A 23986-nucleotide genomic window follows, 5' to 3' on the forward strand; every position below is an offset into this window, starting at 1 on the left:
CGGCTCACCGCCGCGTGACGGCCGCCGTGATCGCGAAGATGACCGCCGCAGCGGTCACGATCGACGGCCCCGCCGGCGTGTCGACCAGGTAAGACGCGCCAAGCCCGGCAAGCGCGGACGCCGCCCCGATGCCGACCGCCGAAACCGCCATCGCCTCGGGTGTGCGCGAGAAGCCCCGCGCTGCAGCCGCCGGAATGATGAGCATGGCCGCGATCAGAAGCGTCCCGATCACCTTGAGCGCGACGGCGACCACGATGGCGAGGGCGAGGGTCAGGACCAGCCGCTCCCGCCGCGGATCGATGCCCGATGCGACCGCCAGATCCTCCGACATCGTCGCCGTCAGAAGCGGGGCCCAACGCCAGACCAGCAGCGCGACGACCACGGCCGCGCCGCCCCAGATCACCAAAAGGTCCTGTCGGCCGACCGCCAGAATGTCGCCGAACAGGAACGCGGACAGGTCCACCCGGACGCCCGGCACGAAGCTGATCGCGACCAGTCCGAGCGCGAGCGCCGAGTGGCTGAGGACCCCAAGCGTCGCGTCCATCGCGTGACCGCGCGTGGCCAGACCGCTCACCACCAGCGCCATGGCGAGGGCGACGGCCAGCGTGCCCAGCGTCACCGGGACGGAAAAGATCAGCGCAAGCGCCACGCCGAGAATGGCCGCATGTGCGGTCGCGTCGCCGAAATAGGCCATCCGGCGCCAGACGACGAAACTGCCCAAGGGCCCGGTGGCAAATGCGAGCCCGACGCCCGCGAACCCCGCGCGCACGAGAAAATCGTCAAACATGGTCGTGATCGTGGTCGTGATGATGGTGGTGGTGGTGGTCGTGTTCGTGCTGATACAGCGCCAGCGCCCCGCCGGTGCCATAGCCGAACAGCGCGCGATACTCCGGCGCATCGCGCACCACATGCGGCGTGCCTTCGCAACAGATGTGGTGGTTCAGGCAGATCACCCGGTCGCTCGCGCTCATCACGACATGCAGGTCATGGCTGACCATCAGCACCGCGCATCCCAGCGCGTCGCGCAGGTGTTCGAGTTTCAGGTAGAAGGCCGCTTCGCCCGGCTGGTCGAGACCTTGGGTCGGCTCGTCGAGGATCAGAAGTTCCGGCGACGTCAGAAGCGCGCGGGCCAGAAGAACCCTTTGTTGCTGCCCGCCCGACAGGTCGGCGACCTGCCGGTGCTCCAACCCCTCGATCCCGGTTTCCTCTGACGCCCTGCGGATCGCTTCGGGATCGCGCCGTTCGGGCAGGTTCAGAAACCGTGCGACCGTCATCGGCAGGGACCGTTCGAGGGCCAGCTTCTGCGGCACATAGCCGAGACGCAGGCCCGGCTTGCGGCGCACCTTGCCCGCATCGGGTTTCACCTGGCCGGTCAACACCTTGACGAGAGAGGATTTTCCCGACCCGTTCGGCCCGACCAGCGTGACGATTTCTCCGGGTTCGATGGCGATGTTCACGTTCTCGAGCACGGGTTGCGCGCCGTAGGAAAGCGACAGGCCCTTGGCCTCGATCAGGCTCATGCGGCGGCCTCGTTGCAGGCCGGGCACAGGCCGACCGCTTCGATGCTGGCGCGCGCGACCGAGAACCCGATGTCCCCGGCGGCCTGTTCCAGCGCGTCGCGCACCGTTCCCCCCGGCGCCTCGGCCACGGCGTCGCAGTCCGAGCAGATGAGAAAGACGGGGGCGTGGGCGTCTTGCGGATGGGTGCAGGCGGCAAAAGCGTTCAGGCGTCTGATGCGGTGGGCAAGCCCGTGTTCGACAAGGAAATCGAGGGCTCGATAGGCGACGGGCGGTTGCTTTCCGAACCCGTCCTCCGCCAGCCTGTCCAAAACGTCGTAAGCGCCGAGGGCCCGGTGTTCCGCCAGCAGGATTTCCAAGGTCCGACGCCGCACCGGTGTGAACCGGGCGCCTGCCTTGGCGCAGATTCTCTCGGCCTGTTCCAGGGCGGTTTGGGCGCAGGCACTGTGGTCATGGGCATGGAAAGCGGCGGAGGGATCGAGGCTCATGGGTTGCATACCGATGCGTTATGATATTACAGATGCGTAACGATATAACATTATTGGAGGCCGGACAAGTCATGCGCCTGCCCCTCATCGCCGCCGCCCTCGCCCCGTTGCCCGCATTTGCCGAACCGCCTCAGGTCGTGACCGATATCGCGCCGGTCCACTCGCTCGTCTCACAAGTCATGGCCGGTGTGGGCGAGCCTGAACTGCTCTTGCAAGGTGGCGCCGATCCGCATTCGGTGACCCTGAAACCAAGTCAGGCACGGATGCTGGAACGAGCGCAGCTGGTGATCTGGGTCGGGGAAGATCTGGCGCCGTGGCTCGCCCGTGCGATCGACGGACTCGCCCGCGCCGAAACCATAGCGCTGCTCGAGCATCCGGCGACGTCCCTGCGCGATTTCGACGGCTCCGACGCCGCCCTGGAAGAAGAGGACGGGCACCCCGACGATGACGGGGCACATGCGGACGGGGGGGAAGAGGATCACGAGGCCGGACATGATACCGAGGCGCACGATCACGACGGCACCGACCCGCATGCTTGGTTGTCGCCGGACAACGCCCGCGCCTGGCTTGGTGCGGTGGCAGAAGAACTCGCGGCGCGCGATCCGGAAAACGCTGAAACATACGTCGCGAACGCGCAGGCTGCGATTGTCGATGTCACTCAGATGGATGCCGCGATTTCGGCCCGGCTCGAACCGCATGCCGGCGCGGAGATCGTCACCTTCCACGATGCATTCGGCTACTTCGCCGCGACCTATGGGATCGACATCCTCGGCAGCGTGCAGCCGGGCGATGCCTCTGCCCCTTCTGCCGCGGCCCTGTCCGCCCTCAAAGACCTTGTCGACGACCACGGCGTGACCTGCGCCTTTTCCGAGCCGGGGTCCGATCCGGGGCTGCTCGAGGCGATCGAAACCGGCGCCGGGCTGCGCACGGGCGTGCTCGATCCGATGGGAAGCACCCTGACCCCCGGGCCCGAACTCTATGGCGAACTCATGACCGGGATCGCCTCGGTCATCGACACGTGCCTCACTGAAGGCTGACGTAAACGCGCGCGCCCGTCCCTCAGAATTCGTCCCACCCATCATCGTCGGGCGCCTGCGCCACGGCGGTGGCGGTAGTCGCGGTCGCCCGGGCCTCGCTGACAGGTGGCCGCGCCGGTGAGGTGTCGCGTTTGGTCGTGAAGGCCACGGGGGCAGCCGCGTCGCGGGCCGGGGCGCCGGTTTGGAAGCGGCCCATGGTCCGGGCCAGCGTTTCGGCCTCGCGGGTCAGCGCATGGCTCGCCGCTGTCGTCTGCTCGAACATTGCCGCGTTTTGCTGGGTCACCTGATCGAGCTGGTTCACCGCCGCGTTGATTTCGGCAAGGCCCGAGCTTTGCTCGCGCGAGCTCACCGCGATCTCGGAGACGTGTTTGGAGATTTCCGACACGCTTTCGACGATCCCTTTCAGAGCCTCGCCCGCCTGTCCGACGAGGTCCACGCCGCGTTTGACCTGACCGCCCGAGGCCGAAATCAGCTCGTTGATTTCACGCGCGGCATCGGATGACCGCTGCGCCAGCGCCCGCACTTCCGAGGCGACGACGGCGAAGCCGCGCCCTGCCTCGCCAGCCCGGGCCGCCTCGACGCCCGCGTTTAGGGCCAGAAGGTTGGTCTGGAAGGCGATATCGTCGATGACGCCGGTGATCTTGGAGATCTGGGTCGACGAGTTTTCGATCTCGCCCATCGCCGTCACCGCCTCGCGCACGACCTCGCCCGAGGCTTCCGCGTTCTCGCGGGCCTTGTCGACGATCTCGTTGGCATGGGTCGCGCCATCGGCCGCCGACCGCACCGACGAGGTGAGTTGATCGAGCGCGGAGGCGGTTTCCTCCAGCGTCGCGGCCTGTTTCTCGGTCCGGGCCGACAGGTCGTCGGCGGCGGTGGAAATCTCGGCCGCCTCGCCGGTGATGAGATCGGCGTTTTCGATCACGCCGCGCATCGCCTCCAGCAGCTTGTCGGCCGCCTTGTTGAAGTCGTTGCGCAGTTGTTCGTAATCCTCGGTAAAGGCCTCGTCGATCCGGGTCATAAGATCGCCCTCGGCCAGAGCTTCCAGACCTTCGCGCAGCGCGTCCACGACCCGGGCCTGATTTTCCTGCATTTCCAGCCGTTTTTCTTCGCTGTCACGCATCGCCAGCGTCGCCTCGGTCACGTCGTTGCCCACCAGCACGATCCGCATCAAGCGTCCGTTCCCGTCGTTGACCGGCGCGAAGGATCCGTCGATCATCGACCGCGTGCCATCGGGCCTGTCGAGTTCGAACCGTCCGTACACCGCTTCGCCCGCGCGGACTTTTTCAAGCGTCTCGCCCAGCGCAGGCGACAGGTCTTCCACCGTCCGATATCGCGCGGCGACCGGCGCGGTCACGCCCATCGTCGTTGCGAAGACATCGTTGGCCCGCTGCAAGTGCCCCTCGGCGGTGAACTCGACCTTGACCTGATTGGCCTCCATCGCGCGCAGAAGCGCACGGTTCATGTAGCCTTCCGTCACATCCGTCCATTCGGTCACGAACCCGATGTGCTTGCCTGCAATGTCGTAGACCGCCGTGATCGTCAGCGTGATCCGCACGTCGCCAAAAGCGATGTCGGCGCTATAGGGCAGGTTCGCTGGGTCGCGCAGCAGCGTTTCGACGCGGTTTTCGATCGCGGGCGGGTGGAAATCGTGAATCGAGCGACCCACGATCTCGTCCGAGGAAAAGCCCGGCACCGTGGCCCGGAACGCCGTGTCATACCGCTTGAGCATGTTCGACAGCGACGCGTTCACATGCATGACGGTCTGGTCGAGCCCGGTCATCATGATCGCGGAGCTGCTGTTGTCGAAAGCGGCCGACCGGAAATTACCCTCGAACCGCCGTTTGTCGTTTTCGATCAGCCCGACACGGAACCTTTCAAGCGCGTTCGCGATCTGGCCGACTTCGTCGCGCCGCGCAACATCCGGCACGCGGGTGTCCAGCGCGCCCTCGGAAATCTCGGCCATGGCCCCAGTCACCCGGCGCAGGGGGCGCGCCAGAGACGCCGAAAAGAGGACGGCGACGATAGAAACGCCGAGAATGACTAGACCCTGCTGAATCGCCATCTGGATCATGAGATCGCGGGTCGGCGCGAGGATTTCCGCCATGTCCTTTTCGGCCACCACGCCCCAACCCGGCGTCGCACCGCCAAGGGGGCGATAGGCGATCAGCGCCGGTTGTCCGGCCTGACCCGTGCCCAGTTGGGCGCCGGTCGCGCCGCCCAGCACCGCGTCGATCTGCGGGCCAGCCGCCACCGGATCGGTCACCGTGAACCCGGCGTCGAACCGCGAGCGGGAACGAAACGTTCCGTCTTCGCCGACGACGAAGACGATCCCGGTCTCGCCCAGCCCGTTCGGGTCGTTCGCGATGGTCGAAAACACCTGCGTATCCGGCTGGACAGCGAGATAGGCGAGGATCGATCCATCCTCGCCCGTCACGCCACGCATGATGAAGGTCGCGACATCGCCGTGAAAGGGGCCGAAGCGGCCGCCCACAGGCACCTCCGCCGCGCGCGCCCCCGCCGCAATCGCGGTTTGAAAGGTCTGCGCCAGAATGCTGTCGGCCTGCGTTCCCGTCACGAGGTTGGTCGCATAATCCGGACCCTTGTTCATCGAGTAGATCACCCGCCCGTCCGGGGCGACCACGAAGACGTCGAGGAAATCGTAGTGCGAAGCGAAGGTCCGGGCCTGCGGGTGGAACACCTTGTGCGCGCCGCCATAGGCCCAAAGCCCCGCCGCCGCAGGCTCCAGCAACTCCGCACGTTCGCCTTCGGGATAGGGGTTCGCCGTGACGAACGCCTCGGTCAACCGCGCCTCGGCATCCGCCCCAAGCATCGCGACACCGTTCAGAAGCGCGGCGACCTGTGCCGCGGTCGCGGGCCCCTCGACCAGCCCGTCAAGATGCAGGACCGCGTTCAGCGTCGCCTGCGCCATCAGTTCGGCCCGGGTGTCGACAATCGCCTCCAACTGCGCCGTCGCCCCATCCAGCAGCGCTGCCTTCTGTTCGGTCCCCTGAAGCACACCCGAGACGCTGGCCGACAGAACGACCAGCAGGACCATGATGATCGGCATCTTTTTCGAGATGCTCAGATTGTTGAGAAACCGCATAAGCCTGACCTGAAACGCCGCACGTCACCGTGCCATTCCAGTCAGGCTTCGCACCTTCGCATGAAGATTCGCCTAACGGCCTAGAACCGCCCCTTGGCATGCGGACTGGCCCAGGTCAGCCAGATCGCGGCCGTCCACGTGAACTCGCCACCCCCCGCCGCCGCGCCGTCGACCGGGTTGAAATATTCGTAGAACCCGTGCTCCGCGATCAGTTTCTGGGTATCCTTGCGCAACCGTTCGGCCAGAACCGTATGCCCGGTTTCGGCCAGCCCGATACCGATGATCGCGTTCATCATCCCCCAGACCGGCCCGCGCCAATACCTCAGTTCGTCGAAATGCGGATGGTCGGGATCGAGCGACGGAATGCCGTACTGCACCTGATCCAGAATGCGGTGCAGATGCTTTAGCTGCCGGTCGTCGCGAATACCTGCATACCAGTTCAGAAAACTGGCCGATGTCAGCGTGTTGGTGAACGCCCCCGTCTTGACGTTGACGCTGTCATAGTGCCCCCGCGCCTCGTTCCAGTGGCTCTTCACGCCCTGCTTGAGGTCGAAGATCCACCCCTCGATCTCGTCCGTGCCCATGTCGAACTCCGCCGCGATATGGAGGAGGTCACGGCACGCGCGCAGGAACATGAATGTCATGCCGCAGTCGGCGACCCGGAAAGGGCTCTTGTCGGCGATGACCTTTTCGTTCCAGTCCGTCGCCTTGGACAATTGCAACAGCGCGACATAGCGGTCGTAGTCGAGTTTCGAGGGCCGCATCGAGGCATCGACGTGATCCGTGTCGGAGCGGTGGTATTCGCCCACCTCGCTCGTATCCACGCCGACGAGCGCCGCATCCCAGTCGAGCGCATTGTCCCGCCCGCTTTCCCATGGGTGGGTGATGCAGACCATGCCGTTCTCGACCCGGTTCTTCATCCACCAGCGATGCCAACTCACCAGCCGTCCGTAGAGCAGTTCCATATGGATGCGGCCATATCGCTTGTCGGCCTCATAGACCGCGCGCGCCATCGTCGCCGCGATCGGCGGCTGGCTGATCCCCGATGTATGCGGCACCCGGTTGATGTCCCATACGTCGGGGCCGGGGAAATAGCCGAAACTCTGCTTGTGAAATACGATATGGGGCACCATTCCGGTGTCCCACTGGCCTTGGAACAGGGTCTCCAACTCGGCCCAGGCGCGCTTGGCATCGAACACCGAAAAGCCCCAGGCGGCAAAGGCGCTGTCCCAGTTCCACTGATAGGGATAGAGCCCCTTGGTCGGCACCGTGTAAAGCCCACGGTCGTTGCTTTGCAGAACCTTGCGGGCCTTCTTGTCGATCTTGTCGTAGTTCATGCCCGGATCCGCGCCTTCCATGGCCTCACGCTGTCCTGCGGCGTCGGGGCCCGCAAGACCGTTGCCTCGGTTTTAGGCAAGCCCCGCCGCCTATGCAAATTTCCCGCACCCTCAGGACGGTCCGGGCGCCCGGCTGCCCGCAAATTGGGCAAAGCGATGATCCGGGTTGATCCGCCGCGCCCGACGTGGCGTAGTCGCAAGAAAGACCGGGACACAGAATGCCACCCGCCATCGCCCGCCCCTTTGCGCTGTCCGTCGCGCTCGCCGTGCTCGCGGCCCTCGCCATCCAGCTTCTGCACCCGTTCATCGCGCAGGTCCGGTTCCCGCCCGATCAGGGCTACAACTGGTATCTGTGGAAACGCCCCGACCCGGATGTCTGGAGCCGCGCGACCGCTTGGGGCGGATACCTCGCGCATCAGGCCTTCATCTGGGGCCTCATCTGGTGGGCTCAGACCAACCGCGACCGGCTCAGGAACCGCGCGACGATGCACCCGCTCAACTGGGTCGCACTCGCGGGAACGGCGGTCTTCGCGGCCCTCCACGCGCTCCAGACCGCGCTCTTCTACGACGGCCTCGCACAGGACGTCCCGGTCATGTATTCGCAAGGCTCCGTCGTCCTCGTCCTCGTGCTCGTCCTGTTGATCGAAGCGCCCCGACGCGGCCTTTTCTTCGGCGCGGGCAAATCGTGGTTCGCGGCGACCCGCCCGTTCCTCATCCGCAGCCACGGCTATTACTTCGCCTGGGCCGTGACCTTCACCTACTGGTATCATCCGATGGAGGTGACCTGGGGCCACATCTGGGGCTTTTTCTACACCTTCCTCCTGTTCATTCAGGCGAGCTTCATCTTCACCCGCGTCCACACGAACCGCTGGTGGACCTTCGTGCTCGAAGGCACAGTGCTGGTCCACGGCGTGATCGTCGCGGTGGTCGGCGGTCAGGATTTCTGGCCGATGTTCGCCTTCGGCTTCGCGGCCCTCATAGTCGTCACCCAAATGCACGGTCTGGGCCTGTCGCGCCGCGCCCGCTGGATCCTCGGCCTTGCAATCACCGCAGCGACGCTCGTCGTCTATGCCGATCGCGGCTGGACCCGGCTGGAAGAGGTCGCGCGCATCCCCCTCATCGACTACCTTCTCGTCGGCCTGATCGGCGGGATCATCCTGATCTTCGCACGCCGACGCGCCTGATCTTCTTCGTTTCCGAAATACTTCAGGAGGTCTGGAGGACTGGTCCTCCAGACGCGCCATCGGCGCGTGCCACCGCGACGGCCCGGCCTTGCCGGGGCGGCGCAAATCCTGCGTGCGCGCCCGCGCGCACCCCGCTTGTGAGCGACCGCTTTGCAAAACCGCCGCCGGGGCGTATCCTGCGCAAAACAGACAAGATGAGCAGCGGCAGGCCCCCATGACGGCCCTCAAGGAATACGACAGGCTCGAAGCCTCCGGCCTCTGGCGCGCCGATCCCACGGCGCAGCGGGTGGAAGTGGTCGTGTCCATCGGGGATGCCACGCTCACCCTGACCGACACCGCCGAACGCGCGCTCGCCCATTGGTCGCTCGCCGCCGTCCACCGCACGAACCCCTCGAAACGCCCCGCCCTCTACGCGCCCTCGGATGCCGCCGACGAGGCCGAGGAACTGGAGCTTTCGGATGACGACATGATCGCGGCGATCGAGCGTATCCGCAAAGCCATCGCGCGGCGCAGGCCGCGCAGCGGGCGCGTGCGGCTCGTCCTGACCGGGGCCGTCGCGGCGGCGCTGGTGACGGCCACGCTGGTCTGGGTGCCGGAAACGCTGACCCGCCAGACCGTCGCGCTGCTTCCCGATGCCACCCGGACCGAGGTCGGGGACCGCCTCATGAACCGCATCCGCCGCGTCTCGGGCGCCCCTTGTGACGGGAGCGGCCAGTCCGCCCTCGACCAATTGGCGCGCCGTGTCCTCGGCACGGGCCGCACGCGCGTGTTCGTCGTTCTCGACGGGGTCGCGACCGCACGTGTCGTGCCCGGCAGCATCATCCTCGTGAACCGCGACCTGATCGTGGACGAGAACGAGCCCGACGTGGTCGCCGGCTTCATCCTCGCCGAGAACCTGCGCGCGCGTCAGACCGACCCGATGCGTGCGCTTCTCGACCATGCCGGCCTGATGACTACCGCGAAGCTTCTGACGACGGGCGAGGTTTCGGACGCCGTCCTCGACGACTACGCCCGCCACCTCCTGACCGCCGAAGCCGAACCGCTCGACAACGACGCGCTCTTGACGGCGTTCGAAGCGGCGGGCCTTAGGTCCACACCCTATGCCTATGCGCTGGACCCGTCGGGCGAGACCACGCTGCCCCTGATCGAGGCCGACCCGGTTCCGGTCACGGCGGCGGAGCCGCTCCTCCCCGACGCGTCCTGGGTCAGCCTGCAAAGCATCTGCGAGACATGAAAAACCCCGCCACTTGGGCGGGGTTCTCGATGTCGCGTCTCGGCCCGATCAGCGCGGGACGGTGATAAGCCTGCGCGGGACGGTGTTGGTCCAGACCTGAACCATATCCACCTCGCCCTGAATCGTGCGCGGCCCCCGGTTCGGGTTGAGCCGGTCATCGTCCCAGGCGGCGCGGTAGCCTTCCGGCACGGTGGGTGCGGGCGTGGCGCGCGCGACCGGCGGGTTGGAATAGACCGTGTTGTCCGACTGGACCTGCGGTGCCCGGTGATAGCGCACGCGCGGATTGTAGACGTCCGGCACTTCGACACCGGAATAGCGCGGGTTCACGGCATAGCCGTTGATCGAATAATCGGCCCCGGTCTGCGGGAACGGCGACGGCAGCGGGCGCGCCTGAAGCTCGGCCCCGTATTCGTAGAAGATCCCCGACTGCGCATGGGCGCGCGCCTTGTCGGCGATATAGGACTCATAGCTCTCGCCCGCATGGGGCACGCGGTAGGTCGAGGTGATATTAGCGTCCTGCATCGTCATGCGCGGCGCGGTCGTCAGCGCGCGCTTGTCCGGCGTGGCCGCATAGACCTGATAGGTCGGATGATTCACCGTGACGCGCGGCGACGGCGGGTTGGGGATCACCGGGACGGCGCCATAGGGGGTGGCGCGCACCGACGGGCGGTACTGGCCATAGGTGCCGACCTGCGCGGCCTGCGCCATCACGACGGGCGCCGGGGTCGCGACCAGTTCGGTGGTGTAGCCGTTCGTGTGCTGAACCGTGTAGAGCCGGGGCTGCGTGGCGCTCGCCCCGCAGTTCACGTTCACCTGACGACCGCCGATCATCACGCGGGCCGTGCCGGTGGTCCCGGGACAGGTCACTTCCATCCGGCGGTTGTTCGACGGCGCGACCGCCAGATCGGTGCCGCTCGACGTGTTGCGGCCCGCCGACAGGTTCGAAGGCTCGGGCGCCGGGCTGGGCGTCGGCAGATTGGCGAACAGGCCGGTGGTCGTCTGGAACGCGGCCTGACGCGGCTGGGTCTCGACCGGGCGGACCGGGGCGGCGGACACGTTGGTGGGGGACGGTGCCGGGCTCGGCGTACGCAGGGTCTGGGTGGTCGGTGCGCTCGGCGCAGGGGCAGCGGCGGCGGCCGTCGCCACGTCGCCCGGCGGGGGCGGCGCGATCGGCGCGGGGACCGAACCGCGTGCATTTCCGGCCGCGAAGGTCGGGTTCAGACCGCAGACCACCTCTCCCCGGTTGGGCGAAAGGCGCGGCACCCAGTTGGTCGCACTGCCCACGTTGGCGCGGGCATAGGCGCATCCACGGCTGTCGACATAGACATCGCCCTTGTATCCGGCTGGCGGCGTTTCACGGGGCTTGGCCCCCTGCGCCAGCGTGACGGCCTGGGCGGCTCCGGCGGACATCGTGGCAGCGATGGCCAAGGCACTTGCATACTTGAAAAATTTCATACCGTGTCCCCCAACACTAGATTTAGGGTTCACCATGGCGGATGGATTTTGGCCTGTCCAGTGGGTGAAACCCTAAATCTCAGTCAAGATATTGGAAACAGGCTATTTCGTTCCGAACATCCGGTCGCCCGCATCGCCCAGACCGGGCACGATATACCCTTTTTCATTGAGCTTCTTGTCCAGCGCCGCCGTGATGATCGGCACGTCCGGATGCGCCTCTTTCATGCGCGCCACGCCTTCGGGTGCCGCCAGCAGACACAGGAACCGGATATCCTTGGCCCCGGCCTTTTTCAGAAGGTCGATCGCCGCGACGGACGAATTCCCGGTGGCCAGCATCGGATCGACGGCGATCACCACACGTTCGTCGAGGTATTCGGGCACTTTGAAATAATACTGCACCGGCTCCAGCGTCGCCTCGTCGCGGTAAAGCCCCACGAACCCCACGCGGGCCGAAGGGATCAGTTCCAGCATCCCGTCGAGCAGACCGTTGCCCGCCCGCAGGATCGAAATCAGCGCCAGCTTGCGGCCCTTGAGCGTCGGCGCGTCCATCTCGGTGATCGGCGTATCGATGACCTTGGTCGTCATGGCCAGATCGCCCGTCACCTCATAGGCGAGCAGAAGCGAGATTTCCCTGAGCAACTGCCGGAACACCGCCGTCGACGTCTCCTTTTCCCGCATGATGGTCAGTTTGTGCTGCACGAGCGGGTGTTCGACGACGGTCAGATGGTCAGGCAACGAATTTCTCCAGTTTCGACTTCAGGGCGGCGCGCGTGGCCTTGTCGCAGAATGCGGCATCGGCGGCGGTTATGCCAAGAGCGCGGAAATCGTCAACGTCCCATCCGAAGGCCAGCGCCAATTCCTCGAATTCCCGCGTCATCGTGGTGTGAAAGAACGGCGGATCGTCCGTGGACACGGTGACCGTCACGCCCGCCTTGCGCAGCTTCTGGATCGGGTGCGCCTTGGTCGACGGATAGACGCCCAGCGCGACGTTCGATTGCGGGCAGACCTCCAGCACCACGCCGGAAGCCGCGAGATAATCCACCAGCTTCGGATCTTCGATGGAGCGCACGCCATGCCCGATCCGCTCGACCTTCAGAACCTCGATCGCCTCGCGCACCACCTTGGGTCCGCCCCATTCGCCCGCATGGGTGGTAAGCCGCAGCCCCGCCTCGCGCGCGGCGTCATAGGCATAGGTGAAATCGCGGAACGTGCCCGCGTTCTCATCGCCGCCCATGCCGAAGCCGGTGATGAACGACCCCACCGTCTCCTGCGCGCAGATCGCCGCGCGCTTGGCTTCGTCCGGGCCGAAATGGCGCACAGCCGTGATGATGCCCCTGAGCGTCACCTCCGGCACCGTCGCCGCAGCCTCGCGGATCGCGTGCAGGTATTCCTTCCACGCCGCCACGTCGCCGCCCCCGCAGAAGGCGGGCGAGATGAAGGTCTCGAGGTAGATCACGTTGTCCTTGGCAGCTTCCTCAAGCACCGCGACGGTCAGCCGCCCGTAATCCTCCGGGCTGGTCAGGGGTTTGGTCGCCTGTTCATAGACATCGAGAAACTGCAAGAAGTCGGCATAATCATAGGCGCCACGCTCATCAAAAATGTTCGAAATGTTCAAGCCCTTCTCGGCGGCCATCCCCCGCACAAAGGCCGGCGGCGCCGCACCCTCGATGTGGTGGTGCAGTTCCACCTTGGGCATCCGCTTGATCGCGTCGGCAAGTTCTTCGGGCAAGGTCACAGGAACGACCTCCCCGCCCCGCGCTCACTCAGCCCGAGGTGATCCGCCACGCTCGCCGCCACGTCGGCGAAGGCGATCTGACCCAACTTGCGTGTCCCGATCCCGTGACACAGCACCGGCACCCGTTCGCGCGTGTGGTCGGTGCCGACCCACGTCGGATCGTTGCCGTGGTCGGCGGTGAAAATCACCAGATCACCGGGCTTCATCCTGTCGAAGAACCGATGCAACTGCGCGTCGAACCATTCGAGGTGACGGGCATAGCCCGCCACATTGCGCCGGTGCCCGTATTTCGAGTCGAACTCCACGAAATTCGCGAAGGTCAGGCTGCCATCCTCGGCGGTGTCGGCCAAGCCGATCAACGCCTCCATCAACGCCTCGTCCGTGCCCTTGGCGTTATCCGTGACGCCCCGGTGCGCGAAGATGTCCCCGATCTTGCCGACCGCGTGCATCGGGCGGCCCGCGTCATAGACCCAGTCCAGAAGGGTCGGCTCGGGGGCGGCCAGCGCGAAATCGCGGCGGTTCACCGTGCGCTCGAACCCCGTTTCGGCGTCACCAAGGAAAGGCCGGGCGATCACGCGCCCCACCCGCCGCTCATGCAACATCGGCGCAATCGCCTCGCACAACGCATAGAGCCGCTCCAGCCCGAACGCCTCCTCATGCGCCGCGATCTGGAGCACGCTGTCCGCGCTCGTGTAGCAGATCGGCAGGCCGGTGCGTATGTGCTCGGCCCCCAGTTCGTCCAGAATGACCGTGCCGCTGGCGTGCTTGTCGCCGAGGATGCCGTCGACGCCCGCCGCCTTGCAGATCGCCGCCGTGATCTCGGGCGGGAACGCGGGTTCCGCATCCGGGAAATAGGTCCAGTCGAAGGGCACCGGCACGCCCGCAAGCTCCCAATGCCCCGATGGTGTGTCCTTGCCTTTGGACACCTCGGTCGCCGCGCCCCACGCGCCCCACGGCTCGGCCCCCAGACCCGGCGCGATCAGGCCCGAGGCGAGCTTGACCGCCATACCCAAGCCGAGCCGGTCGAGGTTCGGCATCATCAGCGCCCCTTCGCGCCCGTCGTCCGCCCGGCCCTCGGCACAGGCTTCGGCGATATGGCCGACCGTGTTCGCCCCCGTGTCCGGCGTGCCGTCGTTGAAGAACGCATCCGCGTCCGGCGCGCCGCCGATCCCGACGCTGTCCAGCACCACAAGAAAGGCGCGGGTCATTTCCCCTCCATCTGCGCCTTGGCGAAGGCCCAGGGGATCAGGTCTTCGATGGTGACGACCATTTCGCCACCGTCGAGCGTGCCCATCGTCACCTTGGTGCCCTTGCGCGCGAACTCGGCAATCTTCTGGCGGCAGCCGCCGCACGGGGTCACGGGATCGGGCGCATCGCCCACCACCGCGATTTCGGCGATCTCGGTGTCGCCCGCCGCGATCATCGCGGCGATCGCACCCGCCTCGGCGCAGGTGCCTTCGGGATAGGCCGCGTTTTCGACATTCACGCCAAGGTGCACCCGGCCCGAGGGCGACCGGATCGCGGCCCCCACCCGGAACCCGGAATAGGGCGCATAGGCCTTGGGCCAGACACCCTTGGCCTCGTCCAACAGGGATTTCTCCGACACCGTATTTTCTGACACGGGCGCCTCCTTTGACCGTATGGTCCAGTTTGGGGGGATTTACGCCACGCGCAAGGCGAATCGCGACGACACTTGCCTTGACCCCGCGTGATCGGCTATCCCCCGCGCGACGGAAAGTGGTTTAACATTAAACCATCTTCAGGAGGACGCCGCATGGCCGAGGATACATCCAAGAACGCCCGCCACCCCGCGCTGGATTATCACGAATATCCGAAACCCGGAAAACTTGAAATCCGCGCCACCAAGCCGATGGCGAACGGGCGGGACCTGTCGCTCGCCTATTCCCCCGGCGTCGCGGAAGCCTGCCTTGAAATCAAGGACGATCCGGTCACGGCGTCGAAATACACCGCGCGCGGCAATCTCGTCGCCGTCGTCTCCAACGGCTCGGCGGTGCTAGGGCTGGGCAACATCGGCGCGCTGGCCTCGAAGCCGGTGATGGAGGGCAAGGCGGTTCTGTTCAAGAAGTTCGCCAACATCGACTGCTTCGATATCGAAGTGAACGAAAGCGACCCCGAGAAGCTGGCCGACATCGTCTGCGCGCTGGAACCCACCTTCGGCGCGATCAACCTCGAAGACATCAAGGCCCCCGATTGTTTCATCGTTGAACAATTGTGCCGCGAGCGGATGAACATCCCGGTTTTCCACGACGACCAGCACGGCACCGCCATTGTCGTCGGCGCCGCCGCCACCAACGCGCTGCGCGTGGCCGGCAAGGCGTTCGAGGATATCAAGGTCGTCTCAACGGGTGGCGGGGCGGCGGGCATCGCCTGTCTCAACATGCTCCTGAAACTCGGCGTCAAACGTGAAAACGTCTGGCTCTGTGATATCGACGGGCTGGTCTACGAGGGGCGCGAAGCCTCGATGAACCCGCAGAAGGCGGCTTACGCGCAAAAGACGGACCTGCGAACGCTCGACGACGTGATCGCGGGCGCGGATCTGTTCCTCGGGCTCTCCGGCCCCGGCGTGCTGAAGCAAGAGCACATCACGAAAATGGCCGACCGCCCGATCATCTTCGCGCTCGCCAACCCGACGCCCGAGATCATGCCGGACCTCGTGCGCGAAGTGGCCCCGGACGCGATCATGGCCACGGGCCGCTCGGATTACCCCAATCAGGTCAACAACGTGCTGTGCTTCCCGTTCATCTTCCGGGGCGCGCTCGACGTCGGCGCGACCGAGATCAACGACGAGATGCAGATCGCCTGTATCGAAGGCATCGCGGCGCTGGCCCGCGCCACGACGAGCGCCGAGGCGGCAGCCGCCTACAAAGGCGAGCAACTCACCTTCGGCGCGGATTACCTGATCCCGAAACCCTTCGACCCGCGCCTGATGGGCGTCGTGGCGAGTTCGGTCGCCAAGGCCGCGATGGAATCGGGTGTCGCCGCCCGCCCCCTGCCCGGCCTCGCCGAATACAAAGATCGGCTCGACCGTTCGGTGTTCCGTTCGGCCCTTATCATGCGGCCCGTGTTCGAAGCCGCCGCCACCGCCGAACGCAAGATCGTCTTTGCCGAGGGCGAGGACGAGCGCGTGCTGCGCGCGGCCAACGCGATGCTCGAGGAAACGACCGACGCGCCGATCCTCATCGGACGCCCCGAGGTCATCGAAACCCGCCTCGCCCGCGCGGGCCTGCCGCTCAAGCCCGGCACGGATTTCGAGGTGGTGAACCCCGAAAACGACCCGCGTTACCGCGACTATTGGGAAACCTACCATGCCATCATGGCCCGGCGCGGCGTCACCCCCGACATCGCCCGCGCCGTCATGCGCACCAACACAACCGCCATCGGCGGGATCATGGTGCATCGCGGCGAAGCCGACAGCCTGATCTGCGGCACCTTCGGGCAATACCTGTGGCACCTGAAATACGTGCAAGAAATCCTTGGCGGCGGGGCCGAGAAATACCATCCCGTCGGTGCGCTCTCGCTCATGATCCTTCAAGACGGGCCGCTCTTCATCGCCGATACCCATGTTCACCCCGAACCCACCGCCGAACAGATCGCGGAAAGCGTCTGCGGTGCGGCGCGGCACGTCAAACGCTTCGGCCTGACCCCCAAGGTGGCGCTGTGTTCCTATTCGCAGTTCGGCAACCTCGACTGCGACACGGGGCGCCGGATGCGCGGGGCGCTCGACATTCTCGACAGCGAGGCGCGCAGCTTCGCCTATGAGGGCGAGATGCATGTGGACAGCGCGCTCGACGTCGACGTGCGTGAACGCATGTTCCCCGGTGCCCGGTTCGAAGGGCCCGCGAACGTGCTGGTCTTCGCCAATACGGATGCCGCCTCGGGCGTGCGCAACATGCTCAAGATGAAAGCCGGCGGGCTTGAGGTCGGGCCGATCCTCATGGGTATGGGCAACCGCGCGCATGTGGTCACGCCCTCCATCACGGCACGGGGGCTGTTGAACATGTCGGCCATCGCCGGCACGCCTGTGGCGCATTACGGCTAGGGCGCAGACGCGCGGCTCACTCCACGGGGCCGACACCGCCAAGGGCTTCGATGAGGGCGTCCGCATCGGCCCCGGCGATGGTTTCGACCACCTGCGGCGTGTCCCCGGACAGGTCCACCCGCAGCACGCAGCTTTCCACGCCTGCCAGATCACAGGCCGAACCGTGAACCGAGATCGCCACCCCCGGCCCCTCTTCGTTCAGCACGTCGCGCACGACGTCGGACCAGGCCCGGATGTAGCCCCGGTCGCGCGCCATATAGATGTCGGACACACAGCCCCCTGACCCGCAATGCAGCGACAGGGCCGTGGTGCAGGGCGCGCCGCCATATTCGATGATGAGATCGTCGCGCCCGTCGCCGTCCAGATCCTCGGACCGTTCGAACCCTCCGACCATTTCCAGCACGCCGCCCAGATCCTTGCACTCCGCCTCCAGCGACGACAGCACCGTCGCCACCGGGTCCGCGACCGCGGGCGCGCGCATCGGACAGGCCTCCATCGCCGATGCGATCGCCTTGCCGCTGCCCCGCAGCGACAAGGGGCGTTCGATCGCAGCGCCTTCCGGGTCGAGGATCATCATCGCCCCGCCGCCCGCCCTGAGCGCCTCGAGCAGGCGAACGTCGCGCTCTGGATCGACCTGCGCCACGAAGTCGAACGGGACGTCCGACTGGAGCTGACCGAGCGACAGGAACCCCGAAGGCTCTTCGTCAATGAACATATTGATGCGCAGCGGGTCCGGCAGATTGCCCCCCGCTGCCACGAGACGCCAGCGCAGGGGTTGCTCCGGTTCGCAGCCGACCATGAGGCACAGGTAATTCCCGGTCTCGTCATCGTCGAGCGGACAGGCCACCGCCTGAACCTCGCCCTGCATATCCGGGTTGAAGCTCCAGTCCTGCGCGATGGCGGGCATGGAAAACAGGCCGAACAGACCAAGAATGAGCGTCATGAATCGCATCGGGCACCTCCGGATCAGTGCCCCGAGTCATGCACGCTTGGCGCACGGGGTGCAACGCGGGCCACCCCCTTGGTGACGGCAGGGAAGGTCCCTGGCCCGCGCAGGTCGCACGGGCCAGGGGTCAGGCCGCCTGAAATCCCTGTCGGATACGAACCCCGTGCGACCAGTCCGGTTCGGACCGGCCACCGCCAGCCCCAAGGAGCGGGGAGCTGTCGGCCAGGGTGTCGCTCAGGTCTTCCGACTGGGTTGCGCCCATATCGGGTGCGGCCGGTTTCATTGTGCGAGCGAGTTCGGGCAGGCGGGCGCGGACCGCCTCGGGCATCTGCTCGGCGATCTCCCAGATCAGCGCGCCCGCAAACAGGCTTTCGGCGGGCATCCCGTTCGCGAGCAGGACGACATGCTCGGCGCAGAGCACATGATGATACTTCATCCGTGCCCGCCCCCGCGCGATGCGCACGGAGCGGTCGTTGACCATCTGCCGGGCCGGGGCGAACGCGCCATGCGCGCCGTCGGGCACGGTCAGGCCGGGATGTTCGAAATACACGCGGTGCTGCTGCGACAGGAAGGTGTCGCGCGCCGGGCAACCGGGGCCGAAGGCATGGGCGCGCACCCGCACAGGCCGCCATTTCTCGAAATCCGGCGCGTCGGGAATGTCGAGCACGCGGCCACCCTGCCAGATCACCTCGTGCACCTTGCCGAAGGCATCGAGCACCCGGTCGCCGGGGCCCAGATCCTCGACCCGCGCCTCGCCCTCGGCGGTCGCGATCAGGGTGCCCGCGCCGAAGCACAGCGGCGTGAACACCTCATAGGGCGCGGGCGACAGGCTGGTGACGAGCGCGACGGCGGACAACAGGTTCGGCGGGCCCTCGGGATAGTGGAAATAGATCTGTCCCCCCGCCTCGAAGGCGACGAGCGGAACCGACGTGCCCAGCGGCACGATGAAGCCGCCGACGTCCACACCGGGCGTGGCCGTCCCCGAACCGATATAATCGATCGGGTCGCCCCCGAAGGTCGCGATCCCGTCATCCGCATCCGAAAGCCAGCCGTCATCGTCGTTCAGGGTTTGCGTGGTCGGGGTGCCGAAGTCCGCCAGCACATGCGTCACGTCCGGGGACAAGAGTTGGAGGGTAAGCAGGTCGCCGTCATAGGGCGTTGCGGTAATTGTCGCATCAGCCATTTTCGTGCCTCGGTCTCGGTGGCACCGGGTCCGGCCGGCCGAACGCATGTTCGTCGGACGAAGGGCGGAACCCGATGATTTATCTGTCTGGAGAAGCGCCGACCGCTGCGAAACTGATTAAAATTGGACCCTGTAACCTGACCGATCGAACGGCTTCTACCTTTGCTCAATGCAAAAAGTGTCGACAAGGAATTTGGCAAGATTGTGGCAAGGACAGGGGGACAACCTGCGATGGTGAAAGAATTTATGCTTTTTGCGCTCATGTTTTCGAAGCGCCCCGATTCGAGTGCAAGTGTCTAATTTCATTGGACAATCCAGAAACATGGAATTGAACCGCCCGGTTAACGACCGCGCAGGAAGCCCCTGTTTTTGCGTCCGTTTTCAAGAAACCCGCCTGCCCGGAGGCTCACATTTCGCAAAACGCAAAAAGGATATGCCGCACCTTCGAAAGATAGCGGAACAATACGACTAAAGTCGTAGACGGTTGCGGGTGCCTCTCGCTGTTTGCAGAGCGGGCCAAGCGATCTAACCTGTCCGAATGCGCAGGATGCTTTCGATTCTGACCCTTGCCGCCGCCCCGCTCGCAGCGGTGCCCGCCCTGTCCGAGTCGCGGGAATGGACCGTCATTCCCGACAATCCCATCACCCGCGTCACCGGGGCCGCGATCTGCCCCTATGAAAACCCCGGCATGGGCGTCCACAACTGCCTGTCGCTGGAATGCGTGCCGGGCGAACCGCTTTTGATCGCGGCCTCCATCGCAGGGTTCGACGAACCGGGCGACATCGGCCTTGCCGTCGATGTGGACGGGCGCCAGATCTGGGATCTGCGGCTCACGGCGGCGGGCGACGGGCGTTACGTCAAGGGCCTCTCCGGCCCAGCGTGGCGGGCGGGGATCGAAGCCCTGCAAGCGGGAACGTCCGGGGCGCTGACCTTTTTCACCGACACCTACCTCTGGCACGACCACCTGTCCCTCAAGGGCAGCCGCGAGGCCATCGACCACGCGCTCGCCTCCTGCTGGCAGGCCGAGATCGCCCCGGCCCGCGACCCCGACCGCGCCGCCCGCGACGAAGTGACGGCCTATTGCATCGACACCCACAGCCGCGCCGCCGTGATGAACGACGGCTTCACCCGGCAGGAAGACTTCGACGGCGACGGTCAGATGGATTGGGTCGTGAACTACGGCACCGCCAACTGCGGCCCCATCGGCTCGGCCTGGTGCGGCTGGGCGGGCTGCGAGGTCGCCATCCACCTCGCCCGAGGCGGCGGCTTCGTCCAAGCCTTCCGTGGCATCGCCGAAGGGTTCCGCACCGTCGAAGGCGGCATGGTCTTTCGCCGCCACGAAAGCGAATGCGCCCCGGACAGCGAAGGCCCCTGCGCCGTCTTTTACCGCTTCACCCGCGAGGGGCTGGCCCGCGCGGGCGAAGTCGACTGGCCCCCGCTTTAGTCGAGGTCGATGGGCATCAGGTCGAAATAGTCGACCTGATAATGCTTGAAGCACGGCTCAACCCCGGCCTTCCCGCAGGCGCTGCCGTGGTAGCTGATCTGGATCGCCCCCGGTTCGCCCTTGGTCACCTCGAAATAGTTGGTCCGAAGCACGCGGATCTTGCGCCCGTCGGGATGCGACACGAACAGCGCCCCCGTGCAGCCCGCCGATCCGCAATAATAGGACGGCGCCGTGTCGCAGACCGCCGCGCCATAGTTGAATTCGACATCCATCAGCCCGTCGTCGTTCAGATCGCGGTCCGTCCGGAACCCCTCCTGATAGGTCACGGTGCCGCGCTGGCGGTGACAATCGCGCTCGATCTCGTCGCGCACCGCCGCCTCGGGGTCGTCGAAGGTGCGCAGGCGCACGCTTTGGGCCGCGAAATCCGGCAACCCGCATTGTTCGACCACGAAGGTCAGCGCCTTGGTCGACCCGCGCAGGGTCACCGGAAACTTCCGATCCTCCTGATCCGGCGCGAGCATCATCGACAGGGTCGCGGCGGACCCGCGCTTCATGTCCGCGAGCCAGTCGACATGGCGAAACTCGAACGGCGCCGACCAGACCCGTTCATCCCTGAGCCTCATGTCGAACTGCCCGACCCGCCCGCCATCGGGGATCATGAGAACCTCGAACCGGTCGAGCCGCGAAAGCGCATCCCATTTCTCGACGTAGATATTGGCGACAAGCTCGTCCCCACCCTCGCAGGACAACGAGAAGCAGACGGAAAACGGATCGCCCGTGCCCTTATGATGGTTCATCGGGCACTCGGTGGCATAATACCCCTCGATCCCCTGCCCCTTGCCCGAGACCCAATCGGCCCGCGCCGGACCGGCGAACACGGCGAAAAGAGCCCCCAGAAATACGATCAGACGTTGCATGTGATCCCCCGAATGACTGCCTGAAATGCGATGGTGCAATGTGGGGATTTGAGCCGCGCCGTCTCGCCCCTGTCAAGCGGGCGCGATTCTCCGGTTGCGAAGTCCGACTTTGCAAACTCACGCCACATAGGCCCCGAAACTGCGAAACCGCCGCGTCTTTGCAAAAATTTGCAGGGCGCTTGCGCTGATTTCTGCAAATTCTCCCGCCATATGGTCGCAGGTTACCGCCAACAGGCTTGCGACGGCGACGTGACGTCACTACCACCTCGGCAGACAGTTTGCGGAGGAGGTTTTCATGTCGACCTATCAGGAAGTCTACGCACAGTGGCAATCCGACCCCGAAGGGTTCTGGATGAACGCGGCCAAGGCGATCGACTGGGACAAGACCCCCTCCAAGGCGCTCTTCGACCTCGGGAACAACCTCTACGAATGGTTCTCGGACGGCATGGTCAACACCTGCTACAACGCCGTGGACCGCCACGTCGAAGCGGGCAAAGGCGATCAGGTCGCCATCATCTACGACAGCCCGATCACCGGGGCGAAGGACAAGATCACCTTCGCCGAATTGCAGGACAAGGTCGCGCGACTCGCCGGGGGCCTCGCCGCCAAGGGCGTGACCAAGGGCGACCGGGTCATCATCTACATGCCGATGGTGCCCGAGGCACTTGTCGCCATGCTCGCCACTGTGCGCATCGGCGCGGTCCATTCGGTCGTCTTCGGCGGTTTCGCCTCCAACGAACTCGCCACACGGATCAACGACGCGCAGCCCAAGGCGATCATCGCGGGGTCCTGCGGGCTCGAGCCGAACCGCACCGTGCCTTACAAACCGCTCCTCGATGGGGCCATCGAGCTTTCGACCCACAAGCCGGACTTCACCGTGATCCTCCAGCGCGATGCGCTCGCCGCCGAGATGAAGGACGGCTACGACTTCGACTGGAACGACATCTGCGCCGCCGATCCGGTCGATTGTGTCCCGGTCGAGGGCAACCACCCGGCTTACGTGCTTTATACCTCCGGCACCACCGGCCAGCCCAAGGGCGTCATCCGCCACACCGGCGGGCACCTTGTCGCGCTGAACTGGACGATGAAGAACGTCTACAACGTCGACCCCGGCGACGTGTTCTGGGCCGCCTCCGACGTGGGCTGGGTCGTGGGTCACAGCTACATCTGTTACGCGCCGCTCATCCACGGCAACACCACCATCGTGTTCGAGGGCAAGCCGGTCGGCACCCCCGACGCAGGCACCTTCTGGCGCGTGATCTCCGAGCACAACGTGAAGTCCTTCTTCACCGCGCCGACCGCCTTCCGCGCCGTGAAACGCGAAGACCCCAAGGGCGAATACGTCAAGAAATACGACCTGTCCTGCCTCAAGACCGTCTATCTGGCGGGCGAGCGTGCGGACCCCGACACCATCGTCTGGACGCAGGATCAGCTTGGCGTTCCGGTGATCGACCATTGGTGGCAGACCGAACTTGGCTACCCGGCCGTCGCGAACCCCGTGGGCATCGAACTCCTTGAAACCAAACTCGGCTCTCCCGCCGTGCCGATGCCGGGCTACGACATGAAGATCCTGGACGAAGGCGGCAACGAATTGCCCCCCGGCCAGCTTGGCGCCATCGTCGCGAAACTGCCGCTGCCGCCGGGCACACTGCCGACGCTGTGGAACGCCGAAGAGCGGTTCCGCAAAAGCTATCTCAACACCTACCCGGGCTATTACGAGACGGGCGATGCGGGCTACATGGACGAGGACGGATACCTCTACATCATGGCGCGCACCGATGACGTCATCAACGTCGCGGGCCACCGGCTTTCGACCGGCGGGATGGAGGAGGTTCTGGCCTCTCACCCCGACGTGGCCGAATGCGCGGTCATCGGGGTGACGGACGAACTGAAGGGCCAGTTGCCGCTCGGGTTCCTCTGCCTCAACGCGGGCTGCAACCGCGACCCGAAAGAGGTGGTGGCCGAATGCGTCAAGCTGGTGCGCGACAAGATCGGGCCCGTGGCGGCGTTCAAATCGGCGGTGGTCGTGGATCGCCTGCCCAAGACCCGTTCGGGCAAGATCCTGCGCGCGACCATGGTGTCCATCGCGGACAACAAGGAATTCAAGATGCCCGCCACCATCGACGATCCTGCCATCCTCGATGAAATCCGCGAGGCGCTGGAGACGCTGGGATACGCGAAAGTATAACCCAAGCACAGAAAAACAGTGCGATATTAACCATCCTAACGCCTTAGTTAGGGTGGATTCCGCTGCGGATTCTTGCCAGATTGCATATGGCGCGACGCATTTCGCATATTTAGCGCGCGGATTTGAGGGCGATTTTGGAAGAAAGTGCAGATAATGCG

The 23986-nt window shown here is 65.6% G+C and carries 19 protein-coding genes; 6 read left to right on the top strand and 13 right to left on the bottom strand.

All coding sequences use genetic code 11. The annotated features are described in order from the left end of the window. Positions 1-4 precede the first annotated feature (4 nt). From HOY44_RS02725 to HOY44_RS02735, 3 genes are read right to left on the bottom strand one after another with little or no spacing between them, the layout of a single operon-like run. A complete protein-coding gene (locus HOY44_RS02725; RefSeq protein WP_040885336.1) occupies positions 5-787 on the bottom strand; it encodes a metal ABC transporter permease in 783 nt (260 codons plus the stop codon). Beyond that, positions 780-1520 (bottom strand): metal ABC transporter ATP-binding protein, encoded by a 741-nt coding sequence (locus HOY44_RS02730; protein WP_287432875.1) that lies wholly within the window; start codon positions 1518-1520, stop codon positions 780-782. Before HOY44_RS02730 ends, HOY44_RS02725 begins: the two co-directional genes overlap by 8 nt. Continuing rightward, a complete protein-coding gene (locus HOY44_RS02735; RefSeq protein WP_287432876.1) occupies positions 1517-2005 on the bottom strand; it encodes a transcriptional repressor in 489 nt (162 codons plus the stop codon). The genes HOY44_RS02730 and HOY44_RS02735 overlap by 4 nt, the downstream gene beginning before the upstream one ends. Before the next feature lie 71 nt (positions 2006-2076). Between HOY44_RS02735 and HOY44_RS02740 the strand changes: the two genes are divergently transcribed. Beyond that, positions 2077-3042, top strand: coding sequence for a zinc ABC transporter substrate-binding protein (locus HOY44_RS02740; protein ID WP_287432878.1), 966 nt, complete (start codon positions 2077-2079; stop codon positions 3040-3042). A gap of 22 nt (positions 3043-3064) precedes the next feature. On the opposite strand, the gene HOY44_RS02745 is transcribed toward HOY44_RS02740, so the two are convergent. Then, positions 3065-6145: a methyl-accepting chemotaxis protein gene (locus HOY44_RS02745; RefSeq protein WP_287432880.1), complete on the bottom strand. Its 3081-nt coding sequence runs from the start codon at positions 6143-6145 to the stop codon at positions 3065-3067. An 80-nt stretch (positions 6146-6225) separates the two neighbouring features. Then, positions 6226-7503, bottom strand: coding sequence for an MGH1-like glycoside hydrolase domain-containing protein (locus tag HOY44_RS02750; protein WP_287432881.1), 1278 nt, complete (start codon positions 7501-7503; stop codon positions 6226-6228). 197 nt (positions 7504-7700) lie between these two features. Between HOY44_RS02750 and HOY44_RS02755 the strand changes: the two genes are divergently transcribed. Next, a complete protein-coding gene (locus tag HOY44_RS02755) occupies positions 7701-8666 on the top strand; it encodes a hypothetical protein (RefSeq protein WP_287432882.1) in 966 nt (321 codons plus the stop codon). Positions 8667-8880: 214 nt separating this feature from the next. Beyond that, entirely contained in the window at positions 8881-9900 is a 1020-nt protein-coding gene (locus HOY44_RS02760) for a hypothetical protein (RefSeq protein WP_287432884.1), read from the top strand. A gap of 48 nt (positions 9901-9948) precedes the next feature. On the opposite strand, the gene HOY44_RS02765 is transcribed toward HOY44_RS02760, so the two are convergent. From HOY44_RS02765 to HOY44_RS02785, 5 genes are all read right to left on the bottom strand, one after another. Beyond that, complete coding sequence (locus HOY44_RS02765) at positions 9949-11355, bottom strand: hypothetical protein (RefSeq protein ID WP_287432885.1); 1407 nt, start codon at positions 11353-11355, stop codon at positions 9949-9951. Positions 11356-11457: 102 nt separating this feature from the next. Further along, a complete protein-coding gene (gene upp, locus HOY44_RS02770; RefSeq protein WP_008335151.1) occupies positions 11458-12090 on the bottom strand; it encodes a uracil phosphoribosyltransferase in 633 nt (210 codons plus the stop codon). Continuing rightward, on the bottom strand, positions 12083-13090 hold the full coding sequence (locus tag HOY44_RS02775) for an adenosine deaminase (protein WP_287432888.1): 1008 nt from the start codon (positions 13088-13090) through the stop codon (positions 12083-12085). Before HOY44_RS02775 ends, upp begins: the two co-directional genes overlap by 8 nt. Further along, positions 13087-14298: a phosphopentomutase gene (locus tag HOY44_RS02780; protein WP_287432891.1), complete on the bottom strand. Its 1212-nt coding sequence runs from the start codon at positions 14296-14298 to the stop codon at positions 13087-13089. The genes HOY44_RS02775 and HOY44_RS02780 overlap by 4 nt, the downstream gene beginning before the upstream one ends. Then, positions 14295-14711: a cytidine deaminase gene (locus HOY44_RS02785; protein ID WP_008335146.1), complete on the bottom strand. Its 417-nt coding sequence runs from the start codon at positions 14709-14711 to the stop codon at positions 14295-14297. The genes HOY44_RS02780 and HOY44_RS02785 overlap by 4 nt, the downstream gene beginning before the upstream one ends. Before the next feature lie 153 nt (positions 14712-14864). Between HOY44_RS02785 and HOY44_RS02790 the strand changes: the two genes are divergently transcribed. Then, positions 14865-17150 (top strand): NADP-dependent malic enzyme, encoded by a 2286-nt coding sequence (locus tag HOY44_RS02790; RefSeq protein WP_287432895.1) that lies wholly within the window; start codon positions 14865-14867, stop codon positions 17148-17150. A 16-nt stretch (positions 17151-17166) separates the two neighbouring features. Here the strand turns inward: HOY44_RS02790 and HOY44_RS02795 are convergent, their stop codons facing one another. After that, the gene (locus HOY44_RS02795; RefSeq protein WP_287432897.1) at positions 17167-18093 is read right to left on the bottom strand and encodes a hypothetical protein; all 927 of its coding nucleotides are present in this window, start codon (positions 18091-18093) and stop codon (positions 17167-17169) included. A gap of 130 nt (positions 18094-18223) precedes the next feature. Further along, a complete protein-coding gene (locus HOY44_RS02800; protein WP_287432899.1) occupies positions 18224-19279 on the bottom strand; it encodes a Hint domain-containing protein in 1056 nt (351 codons plus the stop codon). Between the two features lie 547 nt (positions 19280-19826). Between HOY44_RS02800 and HOY44_RS02805 the strand changes: the two genes are divergently transcribed. Then, complete coding sequence (locus HOY44_RS02805) at positions 19827-20723, top strand: hypothetical protein (protein WP_287432901.1); 897 nt, start codon at positions 19827-19829, stop codon at positions 20721-20723. Here HOY44_RS02805 and HOY44_RS02810 read toward each other — a convergent pair. Next, entirely contained in the window at positions 20720-21640 is a 921-nt protein-coding gene (locus tag HOY44_RS02810; RefSeq protein ID WP_287432902.1) for a hypothetical protein, read from the bottom strand. The genes HOY44_RS02805 and HOY44_RS02810 overlap by 4 nt on opposite strands. A 295-nt stretch (positions 21641-21935) precedes the next feature. On the opposite strand from HOY44_RS02810, the gene HOY44_RS02815 reads away from it, so the two are divergent. Further along, positions 21936-23828 carry a propionyl-CoA synthetase gene (locus tag HOY44_RS02815; protein WP_287432904.1) on the top strand — a complete coding sequence of 631 codons (1893 nt, stop codon included), beginning with the start codon at positions 21936-21938 and terminating at the stop codon, positions 23826-23828. The last annotated feature ends 158 nt before the right edge of the window (positions 23829-23986 follow it).

This window comes from Maritimibacter sp., assembly GCF_016774595.1.
Taxonomy (GTDB): Bacteria; Pseudomonadota; Alphaproteobacteria; order Rhodobacterales; family Rhodobacteraceae; genus Maritimibacter; species Maritimibacter alkaliphilus.

Bases quoted from the DNA above. Each gene is read 5' to 3' on its own strand.
- HOY44_RS02725 (WP_040885336.1), bottom strand. From the start codon at position 787: ATGTTTGACGATTTTCTCGTGCGCGCGGGGTTCGCGGGCGTCGGGCTC.
- HOY44_RS02730 (WP_287432875.1), bottom strand. From the start codon at position 1,520: ATGAGCCTGATCGAGGCCAAGGGCCTGTCGCTTTCCTACGGCGCGCAA.
- HOY44_RS02735 (WP_287432876.1), bottom strand. From the start codon at position 2,005: ATGAGCCTCGATCCCTCCGCCGCTTTCCATGCCCATGACCACAGTGCC.
- HOY44_RS02740 (WP_287432878.1), top strand. From the start codon at position 2,077: ATGCGCCTGCCCCTCATCGCCGCCGCCCTCGCCCCGTTGCCCGCATTT.
- HOY44_RS02745 (WP_287432880.1), bottom strand. From the start codon at position 6,145: ATGCGGTTTCTCAACAATCTGAGCATCTCGAAAAAGATGCCGATCATC.
- HOY44_RS02750 (WP_287432881.1), bottom strand. From the start codon at position 7,503: ATGGAAGGCGCGGATCCGGGCATGAACTACGACAAGATCGACAAGAAG.
- HOY44_RS02755 (WP_287432882.1), top strand. From the start codon at position 7,701: ATGCCACCCGCCATCGCCCGCCCCTTTGCGCTGTCCGTCGCGCTCGCC.
- HOY44_RS02760 (WP_287432884.1), top strand. From the start codon at position 8,881: ATGACGGCCCTCAAGGAATACGACAGGCTCGAAGCCTCCGGCCTCTGG.
- HOY44_RS02765 (WP_287432885.1), bottom strand. From the start codon at position 11,355: ATGAAATTTTTCAAGTATGCAAGTGCCTTGGCCATCGCTGCCACGATG.
- HOY44_RS02780 (WP_287432891.1), bottom strand. From the start codon at position 14,298: ATGACCCGCGCCTTTCTTGTGGTGCTGGACAGCGTCGGGATCGGCGGC.
- HOY44_RS02790 (WP_287432895.1), top strand. From the start codon at position 14,865: ATGGCCGAGGATACATCCAAGAACGCCCGCCACCCCGCGCTGGATTAT.
- HOY44_RS02795 (WP_287432897.1), bottom strand. From the start codon at position 18,093: ATGACGCTCATTCTTGGTCTGTTCGGCCTGTTTTCCATGCCCGCCATC.
- HOY44_RS02800 (WP_287432899.1), bottom strand. From the start codon at position 19,279: ATGGCTGATGCGACAATTACCGCAACGCCCTATGACGGCGACCTGCTT.
- HOY44_RS02805 (WP_287432901.1), top strand. From the start codon at position 19,827: ATGCTTTCGATTCTGACCCTTGCCGCCGCCCCGCTCGCAGCGGTGCCC.
- HOY44_RS02810 (WP_287432902.1), bottom strand. From the start codon at position 21,640: ATGCAACGTCTGATCGTATTTCTGGGGGCTCTTTTCGCCGTGTTCGCC.
- HOY44_RS02815 (WP_287432904.1), top strand. From the start codon at position 21,936: ATGTCGACCTATCAGGAAGTCTACGCACAGTGGCAATCCGACCCCGAA.